The following is a 20735-nucleotide window of genomic DNA, read 5'->3' as shown; positions in this document are numbered from 1 at the left end:
AGGCACTGAAAAAGATGAAATTTAGTGAGAATTGGTTACGTCAATGGACCAACCCAGAGTGGGATGCGAACGAGTTAGCTGAAGCGCTCAGTTTAGCCGGTTTGGAAGTCGATGCCGTTGAACCGGTTGCTGGACAATTTAGTCATGTGGTGGTTGCTCACGTGGTGTCGATGGAAAAACATCCTGACGCAGATAAGTTGAACGTGACACAAGTTGATGTCGGCCAGAGTGAATTAGTGCAAATCGTCTGCGGTGCAAAAAATGTCGCACCTGGGCAAAAAGTGTGTTGCGCGATGGTCGGCGCGGTTTTGCCGGGTGATTTTAAAATCAAAAAAGCGAAACTTCGCGGTGTACCGTCTAACGGTATGCTGTGCGGTGCCAGTGAAATTGGTTTGCCAGATGACGGTGTTGACGGTTTGCATTTGTTGCCTTCAGATGCGCCAATCGGTATGGATGTGCGTGACTATTTGGATTTAAATGACACCTCTTTGGATGTTGATTTGACCCCAAACCGCGCGGATTGCTTCAGTGTTTTAGGGATCGCACGTGATGTTCATGCCATCAGTGCGGCACCTTTTAAGGTTCCGTTCGTAGAGTGTGAGATGGCTGGTTCAGAGCCTTGTTCCGTGGCGATTCAAGTGGCAGAACCTAAGGCGTGTCCAAAATATTTAGGGTGCGTGGTCAGCGGCTTTAACCCTCAAGCAGCAACGCCTGTTTGGATGAAGCAGCGCCTGGAACGTTCCGGTTTGCGTCCGCTGAGCTTAACGGTTGATATTACCAACTACGTTCTGCTGGAAATGGGTCAACCGATGCACGCCTTTGATTTAGCGAAATTGCAAGGAACGGTGCAAGTGCGCATGGCGCAAGCGGGTGAGAAACTGATAACCCTCGATGAGAAAGAGATTACTCTCAAAGAGGGTACTTTGGTAATCGCCGATGATAGTGGTGTGATTGCGCTTGCGGGTGTGATGGGTGGCCTAAGTACCTCAGTCACCGATGCAACGAGTGCGATCTTTTTTGAATGCGCGCATTTTGCGCCTTTGGCGATTACCGGAAAAGCGCGTGCCTATGGCTTGCATACCGACTCATCGATGCGCTTTGAGCGTGGTGTTGACCCAATGTTGCCGGAGCGTGCTTTAAATCGTGCTTTGAGCTTGCTGTTAGAAATCGCCGGCGGTGAAGTGTCGCAAATTTCGGCGCATATCAGCGATGAGTATATGCCGAGTGTGGCGCAAATTACGCTTCGTGAACAAACGCTGGTCGAGAAGCTTGGTGTTGCCGTTCCTGCGGAAACGGTCGAGGCGATTTTTGAGCGTCTTGGTTTTAGCGTTGTGCGCATAGCTGATGGTTGGTTGCTAACCGCGCCATCCTATCGTTTTGATATGCAAATCGAGATGGATTTGGTCGAAGAAATTGGCCGTGTTTATGGCTATAACAATTTGCCAGAAGATCCGGTTATGGCGCCGATTACTTTGCGCGAGTTGCCAGAGTCTGAACAAGAGTTGATGGCACTTAAAATTGCATTGGTACAAAATGGTTATAACGAAGTGGTGACTTATTCGTTTGTTGAGGAGAAGAAGCAAATCGCTTTGGCGCCGGACTTGCCTTATGTGCTGTTGCAGAATCCGATTTCGGAAGATATGAAAGCGATGCGCACCACGCTTTTCCCTGGTCTTCTACAAAGCATTGCTTACAATCAGAATCGCCAGCAAGGGCGTGTTCGTGTGTTCGAATCTGGTTTGGTCTTCTATAAAAACGATCAAGAAGCCACTGGCGCAACGCAAGTACCGATGTTAGCGGCCGCGATCGTTGGTCCTGTAGCGGCATCCGGTTGGGATGAAAAGTCACGAAATGCTGACTTTTTTGACCTGAAAGGCGATGTTGAAACCTTGCTACGTATGAGCCATCAACTTGGTAAAATTCGTTTTGAGGCTTGCCGTAATCCCGCACTGCACCCAGGTCAGTCAGCCTCTTTGATGAAAGATGGTAAGGAAGTTGGGGTTATTGGTCAATTGCATCCGCAATTGCTTAAAACCATGGGGGTTTCAGGCACCGTGTTCATGTTCCAGATTCGCCAGGATGCCTTGATGACGATGGACGTTCCGGCGGCGCAAGGGATTTCTAAGTTTCCAGAAGTACAGCGTGACTTAGCTTTTGTGGTTGAACAATCTTTGCCAGTGCAACAGTTGTTGGATGCGGTGCACGTTGAATCAGAAATTTTACGCAATGTTGAAATTTTTGATATTTATCGTGGCCAAGGTGTTGAACCAAATCAGAAAAGTGTCGCGCTTACCTTGAAATTACAACATCAAGAACGCACTTTAGAAGATGCAGAAGTGGAAGCGCTGGTTGCTCGCATTCTGCAGGTTGCTAAAGATACCGTTAATGCACAACTACGTTAAGGATCAGAAGAAAAGTGATTAGGGGTACAAGTATGTCTGAAGAATGGGCAGATAGTAATACTTTAACCAAAGCGCAAATTGCGCAACAACTGTCCGATACATTCGGTTTTAATAAACGTGAATCAAAAGACTTGGTTGAACAGTTCTACGAAGAAATCAGCGATGTGTTGGTGTCCGGAGAGCAGATAAAATTATCTGGATTTGGAAATTTTGAACTGCGTGATAAAGCATCGCGTCCAGGAAGAAATCCAAGAACCGGTGAAGATGTTCCTATTTCGGCAAGAAGAGTGGTAACATTTAAACCTGGTCAAAAATTACGCGCGCAAATAGACAGTTTTGATGGTAGCAACTAAGACAAAATCTTTCGATTTAGACTCGATTCCCGCTAAAAAGTACCTCACCATTGGTGAGGTATCGCGCTTTACTGGTATTAAAGATCATGTATTGCGTTATTGGGAACAGCATTTTGTTCAGTTAACGCCATCTAAACGTAGCGGACGTCGTTATTATCAACGTGATGACGTCCTGCTGATTATTGAAATCAGTCATTTGTTAAATGACGAAGGTTTGACGATTGCCGGCGCACAGAATCGTTTAGCAAAACAGCCAAAAAATGGGCTTTCTGCTGAGGCACCTGCTCAGCAGTCGCAACAAACGGATGGCGCACTTGCTCCTCTGGTTTTAGCCGTAAAGTGCGATATCGCTCAGTTACAGCAAGCGCGGCAAATTGCGGAAGTGCTTCAACAACAGATCCATGCCTTTCAAAAGCATCTCGAAGAAAATTATTAATCCTTGCTGTGAATCTTTCATTAGCTGGTTATAATACGCTCTTCAAAAATTAAGTGCTCAAAGCACTGTCTCAAAATCGGGGTGTAGCGCAGTCTGGTAGCGCACCACACTGGGGGTGTGGTGGTCGCAGGTTCAAATCCTGTCACTCCGACCAATTTTTCTTTTAAAAACAATCTCTTACATAGCCTGTGAAAGTCTTATTTTCTCAATAACTCCTTTCTGGGATTTATTAGGGACATATTATTCAAATACTTTCTTTATCGTACTGACCAAAAATGCATCTCAGTCAGCAATCACACAAACGTAATCAGTTGTATTGATTTGCTTATAATTTTCAAAGATTGAGCAGTTCTTTAAGTTGAATGGGTTGAAAGTCCGTTTTTTCCCATGACACATTTCGTTCACGAGTTTTATCGGTAAAACCGTCATTGGAATGTACGTGACCGTGGATATTGAAAGCACATTGCTCTGCAATAAATAATTGAGCCATGGCATCACGGGTCGCTTTGGCTTTACCTCGAGTAAATGGATCTTCGCTAACCAGCGGGTAATGACTAAAAAATACTTTTTGATTAGCGAACGTTTTAATCAGTCCACTGACACCGATTGGCTCGGATAATTTCCCTGCTTCTTCAATCAGTTGAAACCTTTCAGGAAATTGTTTTTGATATGCACGATACCAAGGCACGTTTTTCACATCATGGTTGCCGATTAATAACACAATGCAACCATTGAGCTGTTCTATGACACTCTTACCTTTGAAGGCAAAATCCCCTAGATGCAAGACTAAATCTGTTTTGTCCACTAGGCGATTCCATTGATGAATCATCCATTCATTTTGGTTGGAAAAGCCATCCGCTTGCATCGCAGCTGCTCGAGTAGGTTCATACGTTAAGATGGCCTCATGTCCAAAGTGCGTATCTGACACAATCCAAGTGTCTAGGTTGATTTGGTCGCTGAGTTTTGTCATGGTTTAGCGTTTATTTCCTGAGTTGGTTTGCTTTTGGTTTGTTAGTTGAATATTCAGGTATTTGCTGGCAATGGTGCGTTTTGGCCGCGTTTTTATCGTTAGTCGGCGGATAGTTAGGATGTCGTTTCAATTACTTCCAATAGCGTTTAATCAATTCCGCGGCGTGCAAGCAAAAAAACGCTTTGTTTTGGGGTCCTTGAATCTGCGTGGTCGGGTTGGTTAGTTCAGGGAAAAGAGTGTACAAGATTTGTGCGGGAATCATATAGTATAGGTCAGTGATGTCGTTGTAGTGACGAAATTGCGCAAGGTCTAAATAAGGTTTTAGGCTTGCTGGAAAAGACTGTTGTGGGTAGTTTCCTTCGGTGGCGGTCATTTCAAATAAATAGCTGCCGCTGTAAAAAATATCAACTTGGGCGGTGTCATTTTCACGACTCTGCAACACAAAAAAGTGCAAGTATTGCTGTTCGGTGTCCAAAAACAATCCCAATAGTGGATGGTTCGGAGTTTGCCGGAGCATTTTAATGGCTTGCAGATAGTTCATGAGTTTTCAGTTTGTTGCTTGGCATAAGACGTTTTGTCGTTTCAATTTGGATAAAAAATAAGCGCCTGAGAAAAGTTTCTGAGGCGCTTATTTGATAACAACTTGGAAGCTTAGGAACTGACAATTAGCTTAACTGTGAATTGTGTAGGTGGTGCCTGAAGCCTTACATTTTAGAACCATTTGCTGTTTTAGATCGGCTTTAAACAAGTTAACAGGTTTTAAGTTCAACTCTCCTCCTGCGCGGGTCATCACGTTCTTAAGTTCCGCAGATTGAGGTTTTTCAATATACCCCGCGTGAATTTCGTCGATGACAGAGAAGTTTTCAATATTTTGCAGTGTAATTTTCATATTTACGCCCATTCAAAAGTTGCAGGGTTTTGCACAACCAATCAAAAAACCAAGTGGATTGAAAGGTTATTGAGCATGAATTATATCGGCGCTTAGCAAATAATTCACTTGGCAATACTGCGTATTTAACTAGAGAGGTGGGCTGATAAACTATTTCGGACGGGAATACTGTTAGGAAAACTTCTTAAGAAACTCTCAAATCCGTTTGAGAGTGGGGAAGAAAAGCGGTTTTTGAATGCTCTAGGCTTAGGCTCTTTGGCGGTAGCTATCGGCAGCTAAATAGCAGCCTCCAACAATCAGTGCGACTGACCAAGCAATAATCAAGCTGATGGCAATCAAGGTAATCCCTTTAGTCATATCGTGTAACAGTGTGGTGTAGGCTCCATACCAAAACAAGAGAATAACGTTAATGCCGCCAAAAAATTGGGTAAAACGACCGGTTTGTAATAACAGTTTTGCAGTCATGACGTAATTCCTTCCAGTCAAAAGTTAAAGGTAAATGCGTAAAAGTTAGTATTAATTTACACTTGATACGTAATAATTACAATTAAATTTTTTAACCCGAAGGAAAAGAATCGTTACCCCATTGTTGAAAGATAGCGTTTAAGTTGGTTGGCGCTCATGCGTAAATAAGGGCGCTGCGATAGATAACCCACCAATAACAGAATGCTACTGCTACCGATAAATGTAATTAGCCAGAGCTGGGTTGACAAAGCGGGTGTGCTATCGAAAAGTTGAACACTAATGATTACACTGATGGTTTGTGCAAAACTGGCGGCGAGTAACGCTGCTAACAATCCAAGTAGCATAAATTCACTTAGCCCGATTAGCATAATTTGTTTATTACTGGCTCCGAGTGTTCGCAGTAGCAGCCATGTCTGTATGCGCGCCTGTTGGCTGGCTAAGGTTGCGCTAAATAAGACCGCAATACTGGCCGCAAACGTGAAAAAGAACAGTGCACTGACGCCAGAAGCCGCTTGCTCCATAATCTCTCGAATTTGTTCAATAAGCTGTTGAACATCGACTAAAAGCGCGCCAGAAGCCTGTTGTGCTAATTGTTGGGTGAGTGCATTGCGAGTGGCTTGGTTATCAATATACAGACTACTGAGATAACTGATTTCCAGTGGTTGCGCAGGATTTGGATCCACAATAAAAAAGAAGTTCAAACGGAAACTTTGCCAATTGAGGCTGCGGATAGTGCGTACCTGATAATGCTGTTCTCGGCCAGCAAAATCAAAGGTGAGTGTATCCCCAAGTTGGATATTAAACGCCCCTGCAATGCCTTGTTCGACGCTGACCCCGAGTCCATTGTATTGGTTGCTGGGCAGTTGCGCGATGACTTGATTATATTGCGGCATTTGTTCGTTGACCGCGATATTCGCTTCGCGCTGTAACAAGCGTTGTGCCCGCTCGGTGGTGAGGTTTTCAGCTTTTAAAGTCTGATTATTTTTAGCAATCAAGCGGCCACGCGCTACGGCAACAAAATCCGGGGTTAGCTCGTGTTTGGCGAATATTTCTTGCACATCATTGACTTGATAGGGCTGGACATTCACTAAAAATGTATTCGGAGTTTGAGTTGGCAAACTGTTTTGCCAGTTGTTGATTAGATCTTGGCGTACAAACGTCATTAAAATCAGTACAAATAACACCAGTCCGATGGCAACTAATTGAATTTTTAGCAATTCCGGCTGTTTGAGCAGTGCTGTAATTGCCAATCGAAGCCAGCCGCGAGTGCCGCCATGAATTTTTTTCAGTCCCCACAAGAGTGCGTTGGCACAGAGATAAAACGTCAGACTCAAGGTCATACCAATCGCCAGTATCCAAATGAGAAAATCGATTTGTACGATGAGGCTCATTAACCCCAGCATCAATCCAAAAGAGATTAGCCAGTGGCGGAGCTGCTGGCGATTGGTGGTTTGTTTGAAGACCTGCAAAGGCGAGGTCTGCATCGCGCTTTGGTAAGCCTGCCAAGCAAAACTCCATAACACTAACATACCGCTGATTAACCCTAATAGGGCGGCATTGAGATAGCTGACGTGGACAAAGGGCGTAAACAGCGTTTGCAGCCATGGCGTTGCTAACAGGATAAGTCCGATGCCAAGCAGTACGCCGAGTAAGCTACTGCTCAAGCCAATCCAGAAAAACTGCCATGAAAATAAACGGCGCAGCGTCTTGTCGCTGGCTCCGAAAGCGCGCAATAAGGCAAGGGTGCTACGCCAGCGATTCAGATAAAAACGGCTGGCAATGAGAATGCTCAAGCCGGCGACAAATACCGCCGATAGTGCCGCTAAATCTAAAAACAGCCATGCGCGGTCCAAGGTTTTTTGGAGGTCTTCGTTAGGAGCCTGTGCTGAAATTAAGTCGACAAACGGAGGATTTTGCTGTTTGAATTGCGCGCTGAATTGTTGAATGTCGGCGGTGCTACCTGCCAGCGCGAGTTGATAGGTTATGCGACTCCCTGGGCCGATGAGTTCGGTTGCAGGTAAATCGCTCAGCGACATAATAACCTGCGGCGCAAACTGGGTCATCGGATTGAGCAATGCATTTGGTTCAACGGCACCTGCAAGAGAGAAGTGTTTTTGGCCCAGAAGCACCTTGCTATCACTTTGCAGAGAAAGCATTTGAATTAATTTAGGTTCAATCCAGATGGTTCCAGTGCTAAGCGGATGAAAGGGAAGTTGCGGATTTAAAGTTCTTTCGCCTCTAAGCGGTTGACTGTTTTCTAGCGCAGTTAAGTTCACCAGTTGAAAAGCTTCTTGTGGTTGTTCGACCATCGCCATGGTGACAAAGCTGAGGCTTTTTTGGCTGCGTAAGTTGAGTGCTTGCGCTTGTGTTTGCCAAATCTCATCCAGTGGTCGTGAAGAGCGTAATACGATGTCGGCCCCCAAGCTATCCGCGGCTTTTTGCAACATGCTTTGTTTGATGCTTGCGCCCAGATGACTAATCGCGGTTAAACTCATGCTGGCGATGGCAATCGCGACAAATAGCCAAAGCCAATCGCCGCGTTTAAAACTGCGATAAAACCAACGCCAAGCGGTGACGGATTCGTTGAAATGATGCGCTGTCATTGAGCTATCCTAACAGTATTAAGAGTGTGGCCACGGTGTGAGTTGCCCGTGTTGCAGTTGCAGAACTTGCTGGCACTGGCGGGCATAATTCATATCATGGGTGACCAGAACTAAGGTTGTTTGGTGGGTTTGATTGAGTTCGAAAAGCAGTTGCTGAATTTGCGCTGCGGTGTGTTCATCTAAATTGCCGGTGGGTTCATCGGCAAATAAAATAGTTGGCGTGCTGACAAAAGCGCGGGCAATCGCCACACGTTGTTGCTCTCCACCAGAAAGTTGGGCTGGAAGATGATGCGCGCGTTTGCTCAGTCCAACTTTATCCAATGCATCGAACGCTTTTTCGCGAGCACTGTCGACTTGGAACAGTTCCAATGGCATTAAAATATTTTCCAATGCAGTCATGCTGGAAAGCAGTTGAAAATTCTGAAACACAAAACCGACCTGTTGAGCGCGAATCTGTGCGCATTGATCTTCGTTTAACTGACGTAAACTGTGGCCAAGTAAAGATACTTCGCCATCAGATGGTTTTTCAAGGCCGGCCATAATTGACAGTAAGGTTGATTTCCCGGAACCGGAACGTCCAACAATGGCCACGGTCTGTTGTGCTGCCAGCGAAAGGTTGCAGTCGGTTAAGATATCCAGTGTTTGTTCATCAGTGCGGACTCGATAACTGATATTCTCTAGTTCTAATACAGGATGGATGATTTCGGTATGGGCTGTTTTCATAAATTTTTCCTAGAAATACATCGCTAAACGGGTAAATGATGAAGATTAAGACACAATTCAGCATGATCAATAACGCCTTTTTCAGTGCAACGCTACTTTGTCTGGTTTTGCTTAATCCTAGTGCAGTCACTGCGCAACAGCAAGCGGCAGAGGTTGGGCAAATCAGTAAGATTTCTCCACCGGCGTCCGTGTTGGTTTTTGGCGATAGTTTAAGCGCTGCCTATGGCATTGATAAAACTCAAGGTTGGGTTGCTTTATTAGCGTTGAGATTGCAGCAATTAAATTCGGAAATCAGCGTGCATAATGCGAGTCTTAGCGGAGAAACAACCTCGGGCGGTTTACAGCGCTTGCCAAAAACCCTTGCTGAAATACAGCCCCGCTTGATGATTTTAGAACTCGGCGCAAACGATGCATTGCGCGGGCAAAACTTGCTACAAACCAAGGCCAATTTAGAACAGATGATTCAAGCTTGTCGCCAACAAGCCAACGGCTGTCAAGTGCTGTTGCTCGGCATTCGTTTGCCGTCGAATTACGGTCCAGCTTATGAGCGGCTATTGAGTAAAGTTTATCGGGGTTTAGCGCAAAAATATGAACTCAGCTTTGATCCGTTTTTCTTAGAAGAGGTTGCTCTGGAGCCGAACATGATGCAAGCCGATGGATTGCATCCAACAGCGGCGGCGCAAAATCTGATTGTTGAACGTCTATGGCCTCTGATTTCTGCTTATTTCTAGATTTGTATTAATTTTTTAATTGCACATTGTTTACTGGTTCTCGGTTATTGCTATATTGGGCTGTTATCACCGTCAACTGGACACGGTGTTTCTGAGAGAGAAAGGATATGCAAGAACAGTTGCGTGCTGCATTGGAAGCGATTAAAGGGGTGAAAATCCCAGAATTCCCTCAAGAAATCATTGAACTTGATAATGAGATCAATAGTAAATTTGCCAATGTACATAAAATTGTGGCGATTCTTGAGCAGAATATCACTCTCTCTGGTGAAGTGATGCGATTAGTAAATTCACCGATGGTCAAGCTTAAGCAACCGGCGGAAAATATTCGTGAAGCCGTTACCGGAATGGGCTTGGAACAATTACGTAATTTGGTTGTGGCGGCGGCTTTTAAACGCATATTTAATTCCGGTAGTTTACAAAGAGACATTCTCGAACACAGTGTTGATGTCGCTTTTTGCATGTCCTATCTGACCGAATATGTGCACGGCGTGCCGCGTGATCAAGCCTATATGATGGGACTTTTTCACAATGCCGGCAGTTTGATGTTGGCGGCGAAGAGTCCGGAAGTCTACGAAAAACTGTTTAGCATCAGTATGGTGCACCCGGTTCGACTGCTAATAAAGGAACGCGAGTTAATGGGAGCAGATCACTGTATGGTTGGCGTTTTAGTTGCTAAAAAATGGCAACTGCCGATGCCGATTATCAATGGCATTATGCTGCACCACAGCGCCAATTTGCAAAAGATCAGCAACGAACAAGTACGACTGATGGTCGCGATGTTGCAACTGTCGAATGCGATTGTTGCCGAGATTTCGATCGGCGCTTATCGCGGTGAAGAGATGAAGCTTGTGGAGCAGCAAGCGGTTGCTGAATTAATGCTTGATTCAGGCGTCGTTAGAGAATTGCGCGCCAATCTGATTACTTGTAATCATAAAAGTTAAAATCCGGTTGCGACAAAAGGCGAAGTGCCTTCTTCGTTTTCAGATGGACAATTTTGAAAATTCAATCTCAGAATGCAAATAGCGCAAACTTACTGTAGGCTGTTTTAGCGAGTAAGTTTGCGGCCATAAATTATTAATGTTGTGTACCAACATCTTCTTCGCGGTTGGCTAAATACACTTTTAAAGCGGGCGATTTAGTGCGGATATTGAATGTTAACCGCGCCACCTCATCAAACTGCTTAGCAAAGTGCACCGTCATTCCATCTTGTAGATAATCCGGCAGTTCTTGAAAATCTTTGCGATTGTCTTCTGGCAAAATCAACTCTTTAATGCCTAAACGCCTTGCAGCGATGACTTTTTCGCGAATCCCCCCGACAGGTAAGACTTGTCCGGTGAGGCTTAATTCGCCGGTCATAGCCAAAGGGCCTTTTGCCGGTTCATTCCGCGCCAGAGACAAGAGCGCTGTGGCCATGGTAATGCCTGCACTAGGGCCATCTTTCGGCGTGGCACCGTCAGGTACGTGCAGATGCACAAAGGCTTTATCAAAAAACTCAGGATCGGCTTTGTATTTATCCAGATTCGAGCTGATAAAACTGTAAGCGATGCCAGCCGATTCCTGCATGACTTCGCCCAATTGGCCAGAGAGTTTGAAACCGCGATTATGCGTATGGACGCGACTGGCTTCGATGGTCAGTGTTGCGCCTCCCATCGACGTCCAGGCCAAGCCGGTCACAGTGCCGGTTTGCTGATTGAGCTTTTCCGGATGGAAACGCGGCTGGCCAAGCATTTCTTGCAGTTCATTGACATGGATTTTAGCGGTTTCGATTTCGCCCGTGACCAGCTTCAGCGCCAGTTTGCGGACCAATTTACCAAGCTGCTTTTTCAGATTACGCACGCCAGACTCACGGGCATAGCCCTCAATGACATGTCGAATGGCCGGCACGGTAATTTGCACTTGCTCTTTGCTAATTCCCGACTCTGCCAATAGGCTTGGCCAAAGATGATGTTTGGCGATGTCGATTTTTTCTTCAGTGATATAGCCCGACAGACGAATCACTTCCATGCGGTCTAAAAGAGGCCCTGGAATGCTATCGAGTGTATTGGCAGTACAGACAAACAGCGTTTTGGATAAATCAAAACGCAAATCCATAAAATGATCCATAAACTCGCTGTTTTGTTCGGGGTCCAGCACCTCTAACAGCGCTGAGGCAGGGTCGCCGTGATATGACGAACCGATTTTATCGACCTCATCAAGCATAATCACCGGATTGGCTGTTTCGCAATCTTTGAGCGCTTGCATGAACTTTCCAGGCATAGCGCCAATATAGGTGCGGCGATGGCCTTTGATTTCCGCCTCATCCCGCATGCCACCCACTGAAAAACGATAAAACTTGCGATTTAAGGCTTCGGCAATCGATTTTCCAATCGAGGTTTTACCAACTCCTGGTGGGCCGACCAAGCAGATAATCGAGCCAGAGACTTCACCTTTTAAGGCACCGACAGCGAGAAACTCGAGAATGCGCTGTTTTACATCATCCAGACCGTCATGTTTTTTATCCAGCACTTTGCGGGCGCGTTTCAAATCCAGATTATCTTCGCTGTACTGCCCCCATGGAAGTTGGGTTAGCCAGTCTAACCAGTTACGCGCCACGTTATATTCGGGTGATTGCGGGTCAAGAATGGAGAGTTTACTGAGCTCTTCTTCTGCTTTATTGAGCGCTTCATCGCTCAGCGCGAGTTTTTCGATGCGTTCTTCAAATCGATCACGATCTAAGGTTTGGTCGTCCTTAAGGATGCCGAGTTCGCGCTGAATTTCTTTAAGTTGCTGGCGCAGGAAGAAGTCGCGCTGATGATCGCTGAGTGACTCTTCAACGCGCTCACGGATATTGAGCTGGATACGAGTGACTTCGACTTCGTGTTTAAGTAGCGCCAAAACCATTTCTAAGCGGCGCTCTAAGTCGAGCGTATCCAAAACGAGCTGTAGTTTTTCATTTTCAGCCGTGGTTAAGCTGGCCGCAAAATCAGCCAATCGCGATGGCTCAGTAAAACTGTAACGATTCAGAAAATACTTTAACTCTTCAGAATACAGCGGATTGAGCGGCAAAAGATCGCGGAAAGCATTCATGATCGCCATGCCGTGTGCTTTTAGAACATCGTCACTGCAGGTAATGATATCTTCTGGATAGCGAACTAAAGCGCGGTAAGGGGCTTCTTTGGAGACCCAAAAATCGATTTGTAAACGGCAAATCCCTTCGGCAACCATTTGAATGTAATCTTCACGTACCTTTGGGTTGCGGACGCGGATTAAAGTGCCTATTTGGCTAAAATCTTCCGTTGGGGTTTTATGATGTTCTTCATTATCAACATACACTAAGCCAATGTATTGGCATTTGCCATCTTTGATTGCCTTAAAGGTGTCTTCCCATATTTCACGCGCTAAGATGACCGGCAACTGTTGTCCTGGGAAAAAAGGCCGTTCTTTAATGGGCAGAAGATAAATTTCTTGTGGCAAGTTTTGGTCGGCGTGCGCCAGTTCACCAAATACCTGATTACTCTCGTTCGTTTCGCCGCGTTGTTCTTTTGCTTGGCTTAATATTTCGATGAGATTATCGGTTAATTCAGGATGGACGGTATCCTGCGCGCTTGCGTTAATTTCGATGATTACCGGGGCTTTTTTCTCGCTTGATGGCTGCTCTGAAATCACATCTGGCGTTTCAGCGATGCGGCTGTCTGAATCTTTTTCCGGCAGCATCCCGTCGGTGTGCGGCTCTAACAAATCTTGCTTATCACTCATAATTGTTTTATTTCGCCCTTAATTTGACAACAACTGCCGTAAGTGGTGGTCGGAAAATGCAATGCACGGCTGCACAGTTGCTGATTGAATAGGTTATGATATGGGGCTAAATTTTTTTGATTCAAGGGAAAAAGATGCAAAATTCGCCAATTAAAATCGGCTTTGTGACGGTTTCGGATCGCGCCAGTCGCGGAGAATATGAAGACCTTGGCGGTCCTGCGATGCAAGAGTGGATGAAACGTGCCTTGACGAACGAGTGGCAGCCGGTTGCGCGGGTGATTGCGGATGAACAAGGTTTGATTGAAAGCACGCTAAAAGAGCTGGCGGATGGCGAGCAGTGCTGTTTGATTTTGACGACCGGCGGAACCGGGCCGGCCAAGCGTGATGTGACACCAGAAGCGACGGCGGCGGTGTGCCATAAAATTCTGGACGGGTTTGCCGAGCAGATGCGCGCAGTCTCGCTCGAATATGTACCTACGGCGATTTTATCGCGGCAGATTGCCGGTATTCGTGGTGAGAGCCTGATCATTAATCTGCCGGGCAAACCATCCGCTATCGGTGAGTGTTTGGCGGCGGTTTTCCCGGCGGTACCTTATTGTATTGATTTGATTCACGGCCCTTATCTGGAAACGGATGAGGCCTTTATTAACGCCTTCCGTCCAAAACACGCGCTCAAATCACAAGCTTGATTTGCCGTAGCAGGAGATTCTCATGAGTAATTTAAATTATCAATATGATGGCTTGGAGACGGTGATTGATTTTGTCCGTTGGGGCGGTTCGCTGTTCAGTAAGGCGCAGCTGTTTTTTGGACATGGCACTGATAATGCCTTTGATGAAGCCAAAGTTTTGACGTTTTTCGGGTTACAGTTACCGCAAACGATTCCCGACAACTACTGGAACGCGCGTTTGACACAAAGCGAGAAACAACAGGTCACCGAACTGTTTCGTCGCCGTATCGAAAGTCGTCAGCCAGCCGCCTATTTAACCGGCGAAGCGTGGTTTGCCGGTTTGCGTTTTATCGTTTCCGAGGCGACTTTGGTGCCGCGTTCGCCGATTGCCGAGTTGATTGCCAAGCGTTATGAGCCTTGGGTTAATCCTGATGAAGTCACCCATGTATTGGATATGTGTACCGGCAGTGGCTGTATTGGTATTGCGTCCTTGCAAGCGTTTCCTAACGCGCAGGTCGACTTGGTGGACATTTCAGCCGAGGCCTTAGCGGTCGCGCAGCAAAATGTCGAACAGTTTCAATTGCAAGATTTCGCCTATCCGATCCAGTCTGATCTGTTCAGTCATTTGCAAGGCAAGCAGTACGACCTGATTGTTTCTAATCCGCCGTATGTCGATGAAATTGAGATGGCGCATCTGCCGGAGGAGTTTCAGCGCGAGCCGGCTTTGGGGTTGGCGGCAGGCAAAGACGGTTTGGATTTAGTTCGTAGGATATTGGCTGAAGCGCCGCGCTACCTAAAAGACGATGGCGTGTTGATTGTCGAAGTGGGGGTGTCGCAATATTATCTTGAAGAAGAATACCCCGAACTGCCGTTTTTTTGGTTTGAGTTTGAAAATGGCGGCGAAGGGGTGTTTGCGATTCATAAATCCGAACTAGAAGTGTTTGCCGAAGAAATTCAGCAGCGTCTTAATCCGGCATAAGTCGTTTTGTTCTGGCACGTTTATCGCTTCATTGCGGACTAATTCCAATTTTGCTTTAAGGCATTGCCGATTTTTCGGCACTGTCGCCTGTTAAGAGTGTGAGTTTTATGCGCGATTCTTGGTCTAAAAAAATCTTTATCGTCTTGAGTGTTGCTTTGACAACGGGGATGTCTTCTGTATCGGTCGCTCAGGACGGGCCGATTCTTGATTTAGGTGCCGAGCTTGAACAGTTAAAAGCAGCCCCTGAAGAGACTCATGCTGTAACAGCCCAAACTGTGACAAAGCCGCTAGCCAATGTGCCGCCGCCAAAAGAGAATAAGGCCGCTGAAATCGCGCATGACAAACCATTGCATTGGGGATATGCCGGACATGAAGGCCCTCGATATTGGGGAGACTTGAGTCCCGAATTTGCCACCTGTAAAGAGGGCAAAAATCAGTCGCCGATTGATTTGCGTGATGCTCAAGCCGTCGGCACCCAAGGTTTAGCGGATTTAGATATTCGTTATCGTGATGTGCCACTTAAAATTGAAAATAATGGCCATACGATACAAGTTAATTACCCGCTAGGCAGTTATATTAAGGTCGGCGGTAAGCGTTATGAATTATTGCAGTATCATTTTCACACGCCAAGCGAACATCAGAAAGAGGGATTTAATTATCCGATGGAAGTGCACATGGTGCATCGGGATGGTGATGGAAATCTTGCCGTGATAGGGGTGATTTTTCAAGAAGGTGAAGAGAATCAACACCTTAATACTTTGCTTAACGTTCTGCCGAAACAAGCTGGGAAACAGAAAATCTACTCGGCACTTAGCTTAAATCCGGCGCATTTTATCCCGGTAAACACCGAGTTCTACAAATACAGTGGCTCTTTGACTACGCCGCCTTGTAGTGAAGGAGTTTACTGGATGGTGTTCAAGCAGCCAGTTTCCGCTTCTGCAGAACAGATTCAACAGTTTAATGACGTCTTAGGTGAAAATGCTCGGCCAGTTAATTCCATCAATTCGCGTAGTGTACTAAAATCATGGTCGGAAGCGGTTCAGCAAGAACCTATGTATGAATATTATTAAATGTAAGCAAGCATAAATTCGTCTGGAATTTTTTTTGCACGGTGTGTATCTAGGCTGATACACACATAAACACTTTCGGCTTTAAATACGGTTTTATTATCTTTCAGCCGTATAAATTCATAGAACCGTTCTCGACGGCAACAGCCTAGTTGTTCGCCAACCCAAGTCGTTAATTTAATTTCGTCATCGGCGTAGCAGCTTCCGAGATAATGCATGTGATGCTCGTAAACTGCGAGAATTCGATTTAACGATTTTTGCATGTCATGGCTGATGCCGACCGATTGGGCATGCGCCCAAGCGACTTTCTCCATCCAGTCCAGATAACTTTTATTGTTTACGTGCCCGAGAAAATCCAAATCGGATTCTTGCACGTGGTAAATTTCAGAGTAAGTTTTCAAAAACGTCGTGCCTTCGTGCCAATGGCGTTTAAATCAAGTAAAATACGCCGCAATGGTAAAAATTTAAAGAAGAATCAGCGTATGTCAGGAAATACTTTAGGTCAAAATTTTCGTGTCACCACTTTCGGCGAGAGTCATGGTTTAGCCTTGGGGTGCATTGTGGACGGTTGTCCTCCGGGATTGGAGCTGTGCGAAGCGGACATTCAGGCGGAACTGGATCGTCGCAAGCCGGGTACTTCAAAACACTCGACTGCGCGCCGTGAGGACGATGAAGTGCAGATTCTATCCGGTGTCTTCGAAGGTAAAACCACGGGTACGCCGATTGGCATGATTATTCACAATAAAGACCAGCGTTCGCAAGACTATTCCAAGGTGGCGGAAACCTTTCGTCCGGCACACGCTGACTATACTTACACGCAAAAATACGGTTTCCGCGATTATCGCGGTGGTGGGCGTTCTTCGGCGCGCGAGACGGCCATGCGCGTTGCTGCCGGTGCGATTGCCAAAAAATATCTCAAAGACCGTTTAGGCGTGGAAGTGAAAGGCTATTTATCTCAACTAGGGCCGATTAAAGTTGAAAACGTGACGTGGCCTTTTGATAACGACAATGTGTATTTTTGTCCCGACCCGCAAAAAACGGAAGAAATTCGTCACTATATGGACGAACTGCTTAAACAGAAAAACTCCGTCGGTGCGAAGATTTCGATTATTGCCAAAAATGTGCCGGTCGGTTTGGGCGAGCCGGTCTTTGACCGTTTAGACGCCGATTTAGCGCACGCTTTGATGAGCATTAACGCGGTTAAAGGCGTTGAAATCGGTGACGGTTTTGCGGTAGCAGGGCAGTTAGGCACCGAGCATCGCGACGAGATGACCACCGAGGGTTTCCAATCCAACCACGCCGGTGGGATTTTAGGGGGCATTTCCACCGGGCAGGATATTGTCGCGCACATTGCGCTCAAACCGACCTCGTCGATTATGACGCCCGGGCGCTCAATTAACGCCGCTGGTGAAACCATCGAGATGGTTACCAAAGGGCGGCACGATCCTTGTGTGGGGATTCGCGCCACGCCGATTGCCGAAGCACAGATGGCGATTGTGTTACTTGATCACTTTATGCGTAACCGTGCGCAAAATGCCGATGTGATTGCGCCGATTATGGATTTGGCCAAAAAGTCAGCCCGCTAAACGCGCGTTAATGCTCTGCAATTTAGGCATCAACAGTGATTGAACGATGGCGCTGTCTGCTTCGGTGGAGAGCGCTTTTTTTATGATTAAGGATTCATGCACGCGATGATGCAGCCTTGCCGGTGTTGGCCACTGTCTTTTCACTATTTTTTCTATTTCTCTCTTTTAGGGACGATTTTGCCCTATCTCGGGCTGTATCTCAGCGGCTTGGCGTTCACGCCGGTACAAATCGGCGAACTTTTGGCCATCTTCATGCTGACTAAGGTGATTGCGCCGAATGTTTGGGGGGTCTTAGCCGATCGTTCCGGGCAACCTATTTTTTGGGTACGCATCGCCACTTTTACCGCCTTGGTTTTGTCGATCGGTTTAATCGTCTTTCAAACGTTCTGGGCGCTGTTTTGGGTTTTACTGCTGTTCAGTTTTTTCTGGCACGCCTCTTTACCGCAATTTGAGTCCTACACCTTTAAACAGCTCGGTGCGGCAAAACACCGTTACGGACAAATTCGTTTATGGGGTTCAATCGGTTTTATCGCCGCGGTAGTGGCTTTCGGCAGCCTGTTTGAAAACTTTGGCATCGCACTTTTGCCGTGGATATTGAGTGGATTGTTGCTGATCGTATGGGGCAGTACCTATTTAGTTCAAGAGCAGAGAGTGCACGCTGAGCCGACGCCATTAAACGATCGCTTCCTCGCGTTGGTGCGCCGCCCTGAAGTCTTGGGATTATTGCTGGTCAGCTTTCTGCTACAAGCATCGCACGGCGTCTATTACAGTTTTTTTACCATTCAGATGACCGAATTGGGCCTAAATAAGACGCTGATTGCTTGGCTATGGGCTTTAGGGGTCATTGCCGAAATCGCGGTTTTTTGGTGGATGGCGAGCCTGTTTCAGCGGTTTAAGGTGCGCCAACTGATTTTATTGGCAATCATTTTGACGATTATTCGTTGGAGTTTGACGGGACAACTTGACCACTATCTGGGCTGGATTGTTGTTGCCCAGCTGTTGCATGCCGCCAGTTTTGGGCTATTTCATGCCGGTGCGATCTATTTAATCGACCAGTATTTTACCGGCAGCCATCACGGTAAAGGTCAAGCGTTGTTTGCCGCCTCCAGTCACGGGCTGGGCGGTGCGGTGGGGATGCTGATTGCCGGTTACGCTTGGCAGGCTGGCGGCGCGCCGCTGAGTTATGGACTGATGTCTGGTTTTGCACTTTTAGCGTTGTTGATTGCTTGGCGTTGGGTGAAATAATTTGCGCAAAGTCGTTTAAACACGCTATGGTGACGCTGTTTTTACCCGTTAAAGCCGTTGATGGCTAAGAATTTGAGTAAAGTAAATGCCGAGTGATTTGCAAAAAGCCAAACAAATCTGTTTTGAAAACGGACAGAATCTGACCCCGATTCGGGAAACTGTCTTAAGTATCTTATCGCAGGCCGGCCAGCCGATGAGCGCCTACGACATTCTGGATAAATACCGCGAGAATAGCCAATCTGGCGCTCAGCCGCCGACCATCTACCGCGCTTTGGCTTTTTTAGAAGAGAACGGTTTGATTCATCGCATGGCTTCGACGCGTCAGTTTGTCATTTGCGATCACATCGGCGAACACCATTCCCACGATATGACGCAGTTTTTTATCTGCGATCAGTGCGGTACGGTCGAAGAGTCATTGGTGTCACCGGCGCTGTGGCACGAAATTCATGACCAAGCCGAGAATATCGGTTTTCTGGTCAAACAGCCTAGTTTAGAAATTCATGGCCTGTGTCGAAACTGCCGCTAAGCGGTATCTTGTTATTCCTTTATCTTCTCTGTTGTAGCGCTTACTGTTGATGTGTTCTCTTTGAGTTCGATTGGTTAAATGATGGAATTGCCTGTTGTTATGTTATAACATTCTTTTTATGTTAAAAAGGAGAGTTAATTATGTCTATCAATTCTGTGCGTCTGCCGGTTACCGTTCTATCCGGTTTTTTGGGGGCGGGTAAAACCACCTTGTTAAATCAAATTCTAAATAACCGCGAAGACTTGCGCGTGGCGGTGATTGTCAACGACATGAGCGAGGTGAATATCGACGCCGACTTGCTCAATGGCGAGGTAGAGTTGAACCGCGCGGAAGAGAAAATGGTGGAGATGTCCAACGGCTGTATCTGTTGTACCTTGCGTGAAGATTTATTGATTGAAGTCGGCAAATTGGCGGAGTCGGGGCGTTTTGATTATCTGCTGATTGAATCCACCGGCATTTCCGAACCCTTGCCGGTCGCCGAGACCTTTACCTTTGCCGATGAATTTGGTCGTTCGCTTTCCGATGTGGCGAGGCTCGATACCATGGTGACGGTGATTGACGGCAAAAACTTCTTGCGCGATTTTCACCAAGCGCAGTCGCTGCAAGAGGCCGGCGAAAGTCTTGGCGAGGAAGATCAGCGTTCTGTTGCCGATTTGTTAATCGACCAAGTCGAATTTGCCGATGTCTTGTTGATCAGCAAAACCGATTTGATGAGCGCGAACGAAATTGAGACCTTGCAGGCAACCTTAAAAAAACTCAACCCGCCAGCCAAAATTTACCCGATGAAAAACGGGAAGATTGCATTAGATAAAGTCTTAAATACCGGCCTGTTTGACTTTGAAAAGGCGCAACAAGCTCCCGGCTGGTTAAAAGAGATGCGCGGTGAGCATACGCCGGAAACCGAAGAGTACGGTATCAGCAGTTTTGTGTTTCAAGCGCGTAAACCCTTTCATCCGCAAAAGTTCTGGGATTTTCTGCATCAAGATTTAGCGCAAGGCAAATTACTGCGTTCAAAAGGCTATTTCTGGTTGGCTTCGCAGCCTCAAATTGCCAATGTTTGGCAGCAAGCCGGCGGCATAGCGCATCACAGTTTAGCGGGGATGTTTTGGAAGGCGGTGCCGGAAAACCAATGGCCGAACGATCCGGAATCACGCGAGTTTATCGCCAAAAAATGGGTGGAGCCGTTTGGCGATATGCGCCAAGAATTGGTGTTTATCGGTCAGGATCTTGATAAAAAACAGATGCTCCAGCAGCTGCATAACTGTCTGCTCGAAGAAGATGAACTCTATGCCGGTGTTGCTTACTGGCAAAATATGCGCGATCCGTTTGCCGCTTAAAACGGCTTGGATGCCTACAC

At 46.5% G+C, this 20735-nt stretch carries 20 protein-coding genes and 1 tRNA gene; 13 read left to right on the top strand and 8 right to left on the bottom strand.

Features of this window, described 5'->3' with window-relative positions:
- Positions 1 to 14 precede the first annotated feature (14 nt).
- The 4 genes from pheT (at position 15) to HRR27_RS09195 (ending at position 3345) form a co-directional block, all read left to right on the top strand.
- Positions 15 to 2402 carry a phenylalanine--tRNA ligase subunit beta gene (pheT, locus tag HRR27_RS09210; RefSeq protein ID WP_173273040.1) on the top strand — a complete coding sequence of 796 codons (2388 nt, stop codon included), beginning with the start codon at positions 15 to 17 and terminating at the stop codon, positions 2400 to 2402.
- Between the two features lie 32 nt (positions 2403 to 2434).
- Complete coding sequence (locus tag HRR27_RS09205) at positions 2435 to 2755, top strand: integration host factor subunit alpha (protein WP_173273038.1); 321 nt, start codon at positions 2435 to 2437, stop codon at positions 2753 to 2755.
- Positions 2742 to 3191, top strand: a complete 450-nt coding sequence (locus tag HRR27_RS09200; protein ID WP_173273036.1) for a MerR family transcriptional regulator — start codon at positions 2742 to 2744, stop codon at positions 3189 to 3191. The genes HRR27_RS09205 and HRR27_RS09200 overlap by 14 nt, the downstream gene beginning before the upstream one ends.
- Before the next feature lie 77 nt (positions 3192 to 3268).
- A tRNA-Pro gene (locus HRR27_RS09195) sits at positions 3269 to 3345 on the top strand.
- A gap of 180 nt (positions 3346 to 3525) precedes the next feature.
- Here the strand turns inward: HRR27_RS09195 and HRR27_RS09190 are convergent.
- From HRR27_RS09190 to HRR27_RS09165, 6 genes are all read right to left on the bottom strand, one after another.
- Positions 3526 to 4161 (bottom strand): metallophosphoesterase family protein, encoded by a 636-nt coding sequence (locus HRR27_RS09190; protein WP_173273034.1) that lies wholly within the window; start codon positions 4159 to 4161, stop codon positions 3526 to 3528.
- Positions 4162 to 4291: 130 nt separating this feature from the next.
- Positions 4292 to 4702 (bottom strand): hypothetical protein, encoded by a 411-nt coding sequence (locus tag HRR27_RS09185; RefSeq protein WP_173273032.1) that lies wholly within the window; start codon positions 4700 to 4702, stop codon positions 4292 to 4294.
- A 129-nt stretch (positions 4703 to 4831) separates the two neighbouring features.
- Positions 4832 to 5050: a hypothetical protein gene (locus HRR27_RS09180; protein WP_173273030.1), complete on the bottom strand. Its 219-nt coding sequence runs from the start codon at positions 5048 to 5050 to the stop codon at positions 4832 to 4834.
- Between the two features lie 246 nt (positions 5051 to 5296).
- Positions 5297 to 5515 (bottom strand): hypothetical protein, encoded by a 219-nt coding sequence (locus HRR27_RS09175; protein ID WP_173273028.1) that lies wholly within the window; start codon positions 5513 to 5515, stop codon positions 5297 to 5299.
- Between the two features lie 113 nt (positions 5516 to 5628).
- Positions 5629 to 8118 carry an ABC transporter permease gene (locus tag HRR27_RS09170; protein WP_173273026.1) on the bottom strand — a complete coding sequence of 830 codons (2490 nt, stop codon included), beginning with the start codon at positions 8116 to 8118 and terminating at the stop codon, positions 5629 to 5631.
- Between the two features lie 18 nt (positions 8119 to 8136).
- Positions 8137 to 8841, bottom strand: coding sequence for an ABC transporter ATP-binding protein (locus HRR27_RS09165; RefSeq protein WP_207710556.1), 705 nt, complete (start codon positions 8839 to 8841; stop codon positions 8137 to 8139).
- Positions 8842 to 8876: 35 nt separating this feature from the next.
- Between HRR27_RS09165 and HRR27_RS09160 the strand changes: the two genes are divergently transcribed.
- The gene (locus HRR27_RS09160) at positions 8877 to 9572 is read left to right on the top strand and encodes an arylesterase (RefSeq protein ID WP_243830815.1); all 696 of its coding nucleotides are present in this window, start codon (positions 8877 to 8879) and stop codon (positions 9570 to 9572) included.
- A gap of 107 nt (positions 9573 to 9679) precedes the next feature.
- Complete coding sequence (locus HRR27_RS09155; RefSeq protein ID WP_173273024.1) at positions 9680 to 10513, top strand: HDOD domain-containing protein; 834 nt, start codon at positions 9680 to 9682, stop codon at positions 10511 to 10513.
- A gap of 133 nt (positions 10514 to 10646) precedes the next feature.
- Here the strand turns inward: HRR27_RS09155 and lon are convergent, their stop codons facing one another.
- Entirely contained in the window at positions 10647 to 13307 is a 2661-nt protein-coding gene (lon, locus tag HRR27_RS09150; RefSeq protein WP_197905401.1) for an endopeptidase La, read from the bottom strand.
- Between the two features lie 134 nt (positions 13308 to 13441).
- On the opposite strand from lon, the gene mog reads away from it, so the two are divergent.
- The 3 genes from mog to HRR27_RS09135 all read left to right on the top strand — a co-directional run bounded on the left by mog (position 13442) and on the right by HRR27_RS09135 (position 16024).
- Complete coding sequence (mog, locus tag HRR27_RS09145) at positions 13442 to 13996, top strand: molybdopterin adenylyltransferase (RefSeq protein WP_173273022.1); 555 nt, start codon at positions 13442 to 13444, stop codon at positions 13994 to 13996.
- A 22-nt stretch (positions 13997 to 14018) separates the two neighbouring features.
- Complete coding sequence (gene prmB / locus HRR27_RS09140) at positions 14019 to 14954, top strand: 50S ribosomal protein L3 N(5)-glutamine methyltransferase (RefSeq protein ID WP_173273020.1); 936 nt, start codon at positions 14019 to 14021, stop codon at positions 14952 to 14954.
- A 107-nt stretch (positions 14955 to 15061) separates the two neighbouring features.
- A complete protein-coding gene (locus HRR27_RS09135) occupies positions 15062 to 16024 on the top strand; it encodes a carbonic anhydrase (RefSeq protein ID WP_173273019.1) in 963 nt (320 codons plus the stop codon).
- Here the strand turns inward: HRR27_RS09135 and HRR27_RS09130 are convergent.
- A complete protein-coding gene (locus HRR27_RS09130) occupies positions 16021 to 16422 on the bottom strand; it encodes an acyl-CoA thioesterase (protein ID WP_173273017.1) in 402 nt (133 codons plus the stop codon). The genes HRR27_RS09135 and HRR27_RS09130 overlap by 4 nt on opposite strands.
- Positions 16423 to 16503: 81 nt before the next feature.
- On the opposite strand from HRR27_RS09130, the gene aroC reads away from it, so the two are divergent.
- From aroC to zigA, 4 genes are all read left to right on the top strand, one after another.
- Positions 16504 to 17607 (top strand): chorismate synthase, encoded by a 1104-nt coding sequence (gene aroC, locus HRR27_RS09125; RefSeq protein WP_173273015.1) that lies wholly within the window; start codon positions 16504 to 16506, stop codon positions 17605 to 17607.
- Positions 17608 to 17703: 96 nt separating this feature from the next.
- The gene (locus tag HRR27_RS09120; RefSeq protein WP_173273013.1) at positions 17704 to 18852 is read left to right on the top strand and encodes an MFS transporter; all 1149 of its coding nucleotides are present in this window, start codon (positions 17704 to 17706) and stop codon (positions 18850 to 18852) included.
- Between the two features lie 85 nt (positions 18853 to 18937).
- Complete coding sequence (locus HRR27_RS09115; protein ID WP_173273011.1) at positions 18938 to 19378, top strand: Fur family transcriptional regulator; 441 nt, start codon at positions 18938 to 18940, stop codon at positions 19376 to 19378.
- A gap of 140 nt (positions 19379 to 19518) precedes the next feature.
- Positions 19519 to 20715: a zinc metallochaperone GTPase ZigA gene (zigA, locus tag HRR27_RS09110; RefSeq protein WP_173273009.1), complete on the top strand. Its 1197-nt coding sequence runs from the start codon at positions 19519 to 19521 to the stop codon at positions 20713 to 20715.
- Positions 20716 to 20735: the final 20 nt, after the last annotated feature.

It is taken from the genome of Thiosulfatimonas sediminis (assembly GCF_011398355.1).
Classification (GTDB): Bacteria; Pseudomonadota; Gammaproteobacteria; order Thiomicrospirales; family Thiomicrospiraceae; genus Thiomicrorhabdus; species Thiomicrorhabdus sediminis_A.
The sequence above is the reverse complement of the archived record's forward strand: the minus strand, read 5'-3'. Positions and strand labels throughout refer to the sequence as shown.

Excerpts from the sequence above, each read along its gene's own strand:
- pheT (WP_173273040.1), top strand. The coding sequence starts at position 15 with ATGAAATTTAGTGAGAATTGGTTACGTCAATGGACCAACCCAGAGTGG.
- HRR27_RS09205 (WP_173273038.1), top strand. The coding sequence starts at position 2,435 with ATGTCTGAAGAATGGGCAGATAGTAATACTTTAACCAAAGCGCAAATT.
- HRR27_RS09200 (WP_173273036.1), top strand. The coding sequence starts at position 2,742 with ATGGTAGCAACTAAGACAAAATCTTTCGATTTAGACTCGATTCCCGCT.
- HRR27_RS09190 (WP_173273034.1), bottom strand. The coding sequence starts at position 4,161 with ATGACAAAACTCAGCGACCAAATCAACCTAGACACTTGGATTGTGTCA.
- HRR27_RS09185 (WP_173273032.1), bottom strand. The coding sequence starts at position 4,702 with ATGAACTATCTGCAAGCCATTAAAATGCTCCGGCAAACTCCGAACCAT.
- HRR27_RS09180 (WP_173273030.1), bottom strand. The coding sequence starts at position 5,050 with ATGAAAATTACACTGCAAAATATTGAAAACTTCTCTGTCATCGACGAA.
- HRR27_RS09175 (WP_173273028.1), bottom strand. The coding sequence starts at position 5,515 with ATGACTGCAAAACTGTTATTACAAACCGGTCGTTTTACCCAATTTTTT.
- HRR27_RS09170 (WP_173273026.1), bottom strand. The coding sequence starts at position 8,118 with ATGACAGCGCATCATTTCAACGAATCCGTCACCGCTTGGCGTTGGTTT.
- HRR27_RS09165 (WP_207710556.1), bottom strand. The coding sequence starts at position 8,841 with ATGAAAACAGCCCATACCGAAATCATCCATCCTGTATTAGAACTAGAG.
- HRR27_RS09160 (WP_243830815.1), top strand. The coding sequence starts at position 8,877 with ATGATGAAGATTAAGACACAATTCAGCATGATCAATAACGCCTTTTTC.
- HRR27_RS09155 (WP_173273024.1), top strand. The coding sequence starts at position 9,680 with ATGCAAGAACAGTTGCGTGCTGCATTGGAAGCGATTAAAGGGGTGAAA.
- lon (WP_197905401.1), bottom strand. The coding sequence starts at position 13,307 with ATGAGTGATAAGCAAGATTTGTTAGAGCCGCACACCGACGGGATGCTG.
- mog (WP_173273022.1), top strand. The coding sequence starts at position 13,442 with ATGCAAAATTCGCCAATTAAAATCGGCTTTGTGACGGTTTCGGATCGC.
- prmB (WP_173273020.1), top strand. The coding sequence starts at position 14,019 with ATGAGTAATTTAAATTATCAATATGATGGCTTGGAGACGGTGATTGAT.
- HRR27_RS09135 (WP_173273019.1), top strand. The coding sequence starts at position 15,062 with ATGCGCGATTCTTGGTCTAAAAAAATCTTTATCGTCTTGAGTGTTGCT.
- aroC (WP_173273015.1), top strand. The coding sequence starts at position 16,504 with ATGTCAGGAAATACTTTAGGTCAAAATTTTCGTGTCACCACTTTCGGC.
- HRR27_RS09120 (WP_173273013.1), top strand. The coding sequence starts at position 17,704 with ATGCACGCGATGATGCAGCCTTGCCGGTGTTGGCCACTGTCTTTTCAC.
- HRR27_RS09115 (WP_173273011.1), top strand. The coding sequence starts at position 18,938 with ATGCCGAGTGATTTGCAAAAAGCCAAACAAATCTGTTTTGAAAACGGA.
- zigA (WP_173273009.1), top strand. The coding sequence starts at position 19,519 with ATGTCTATCAATTCTGTGCGTCTGCCGGTTACCGTTCTATCCGGTTTT.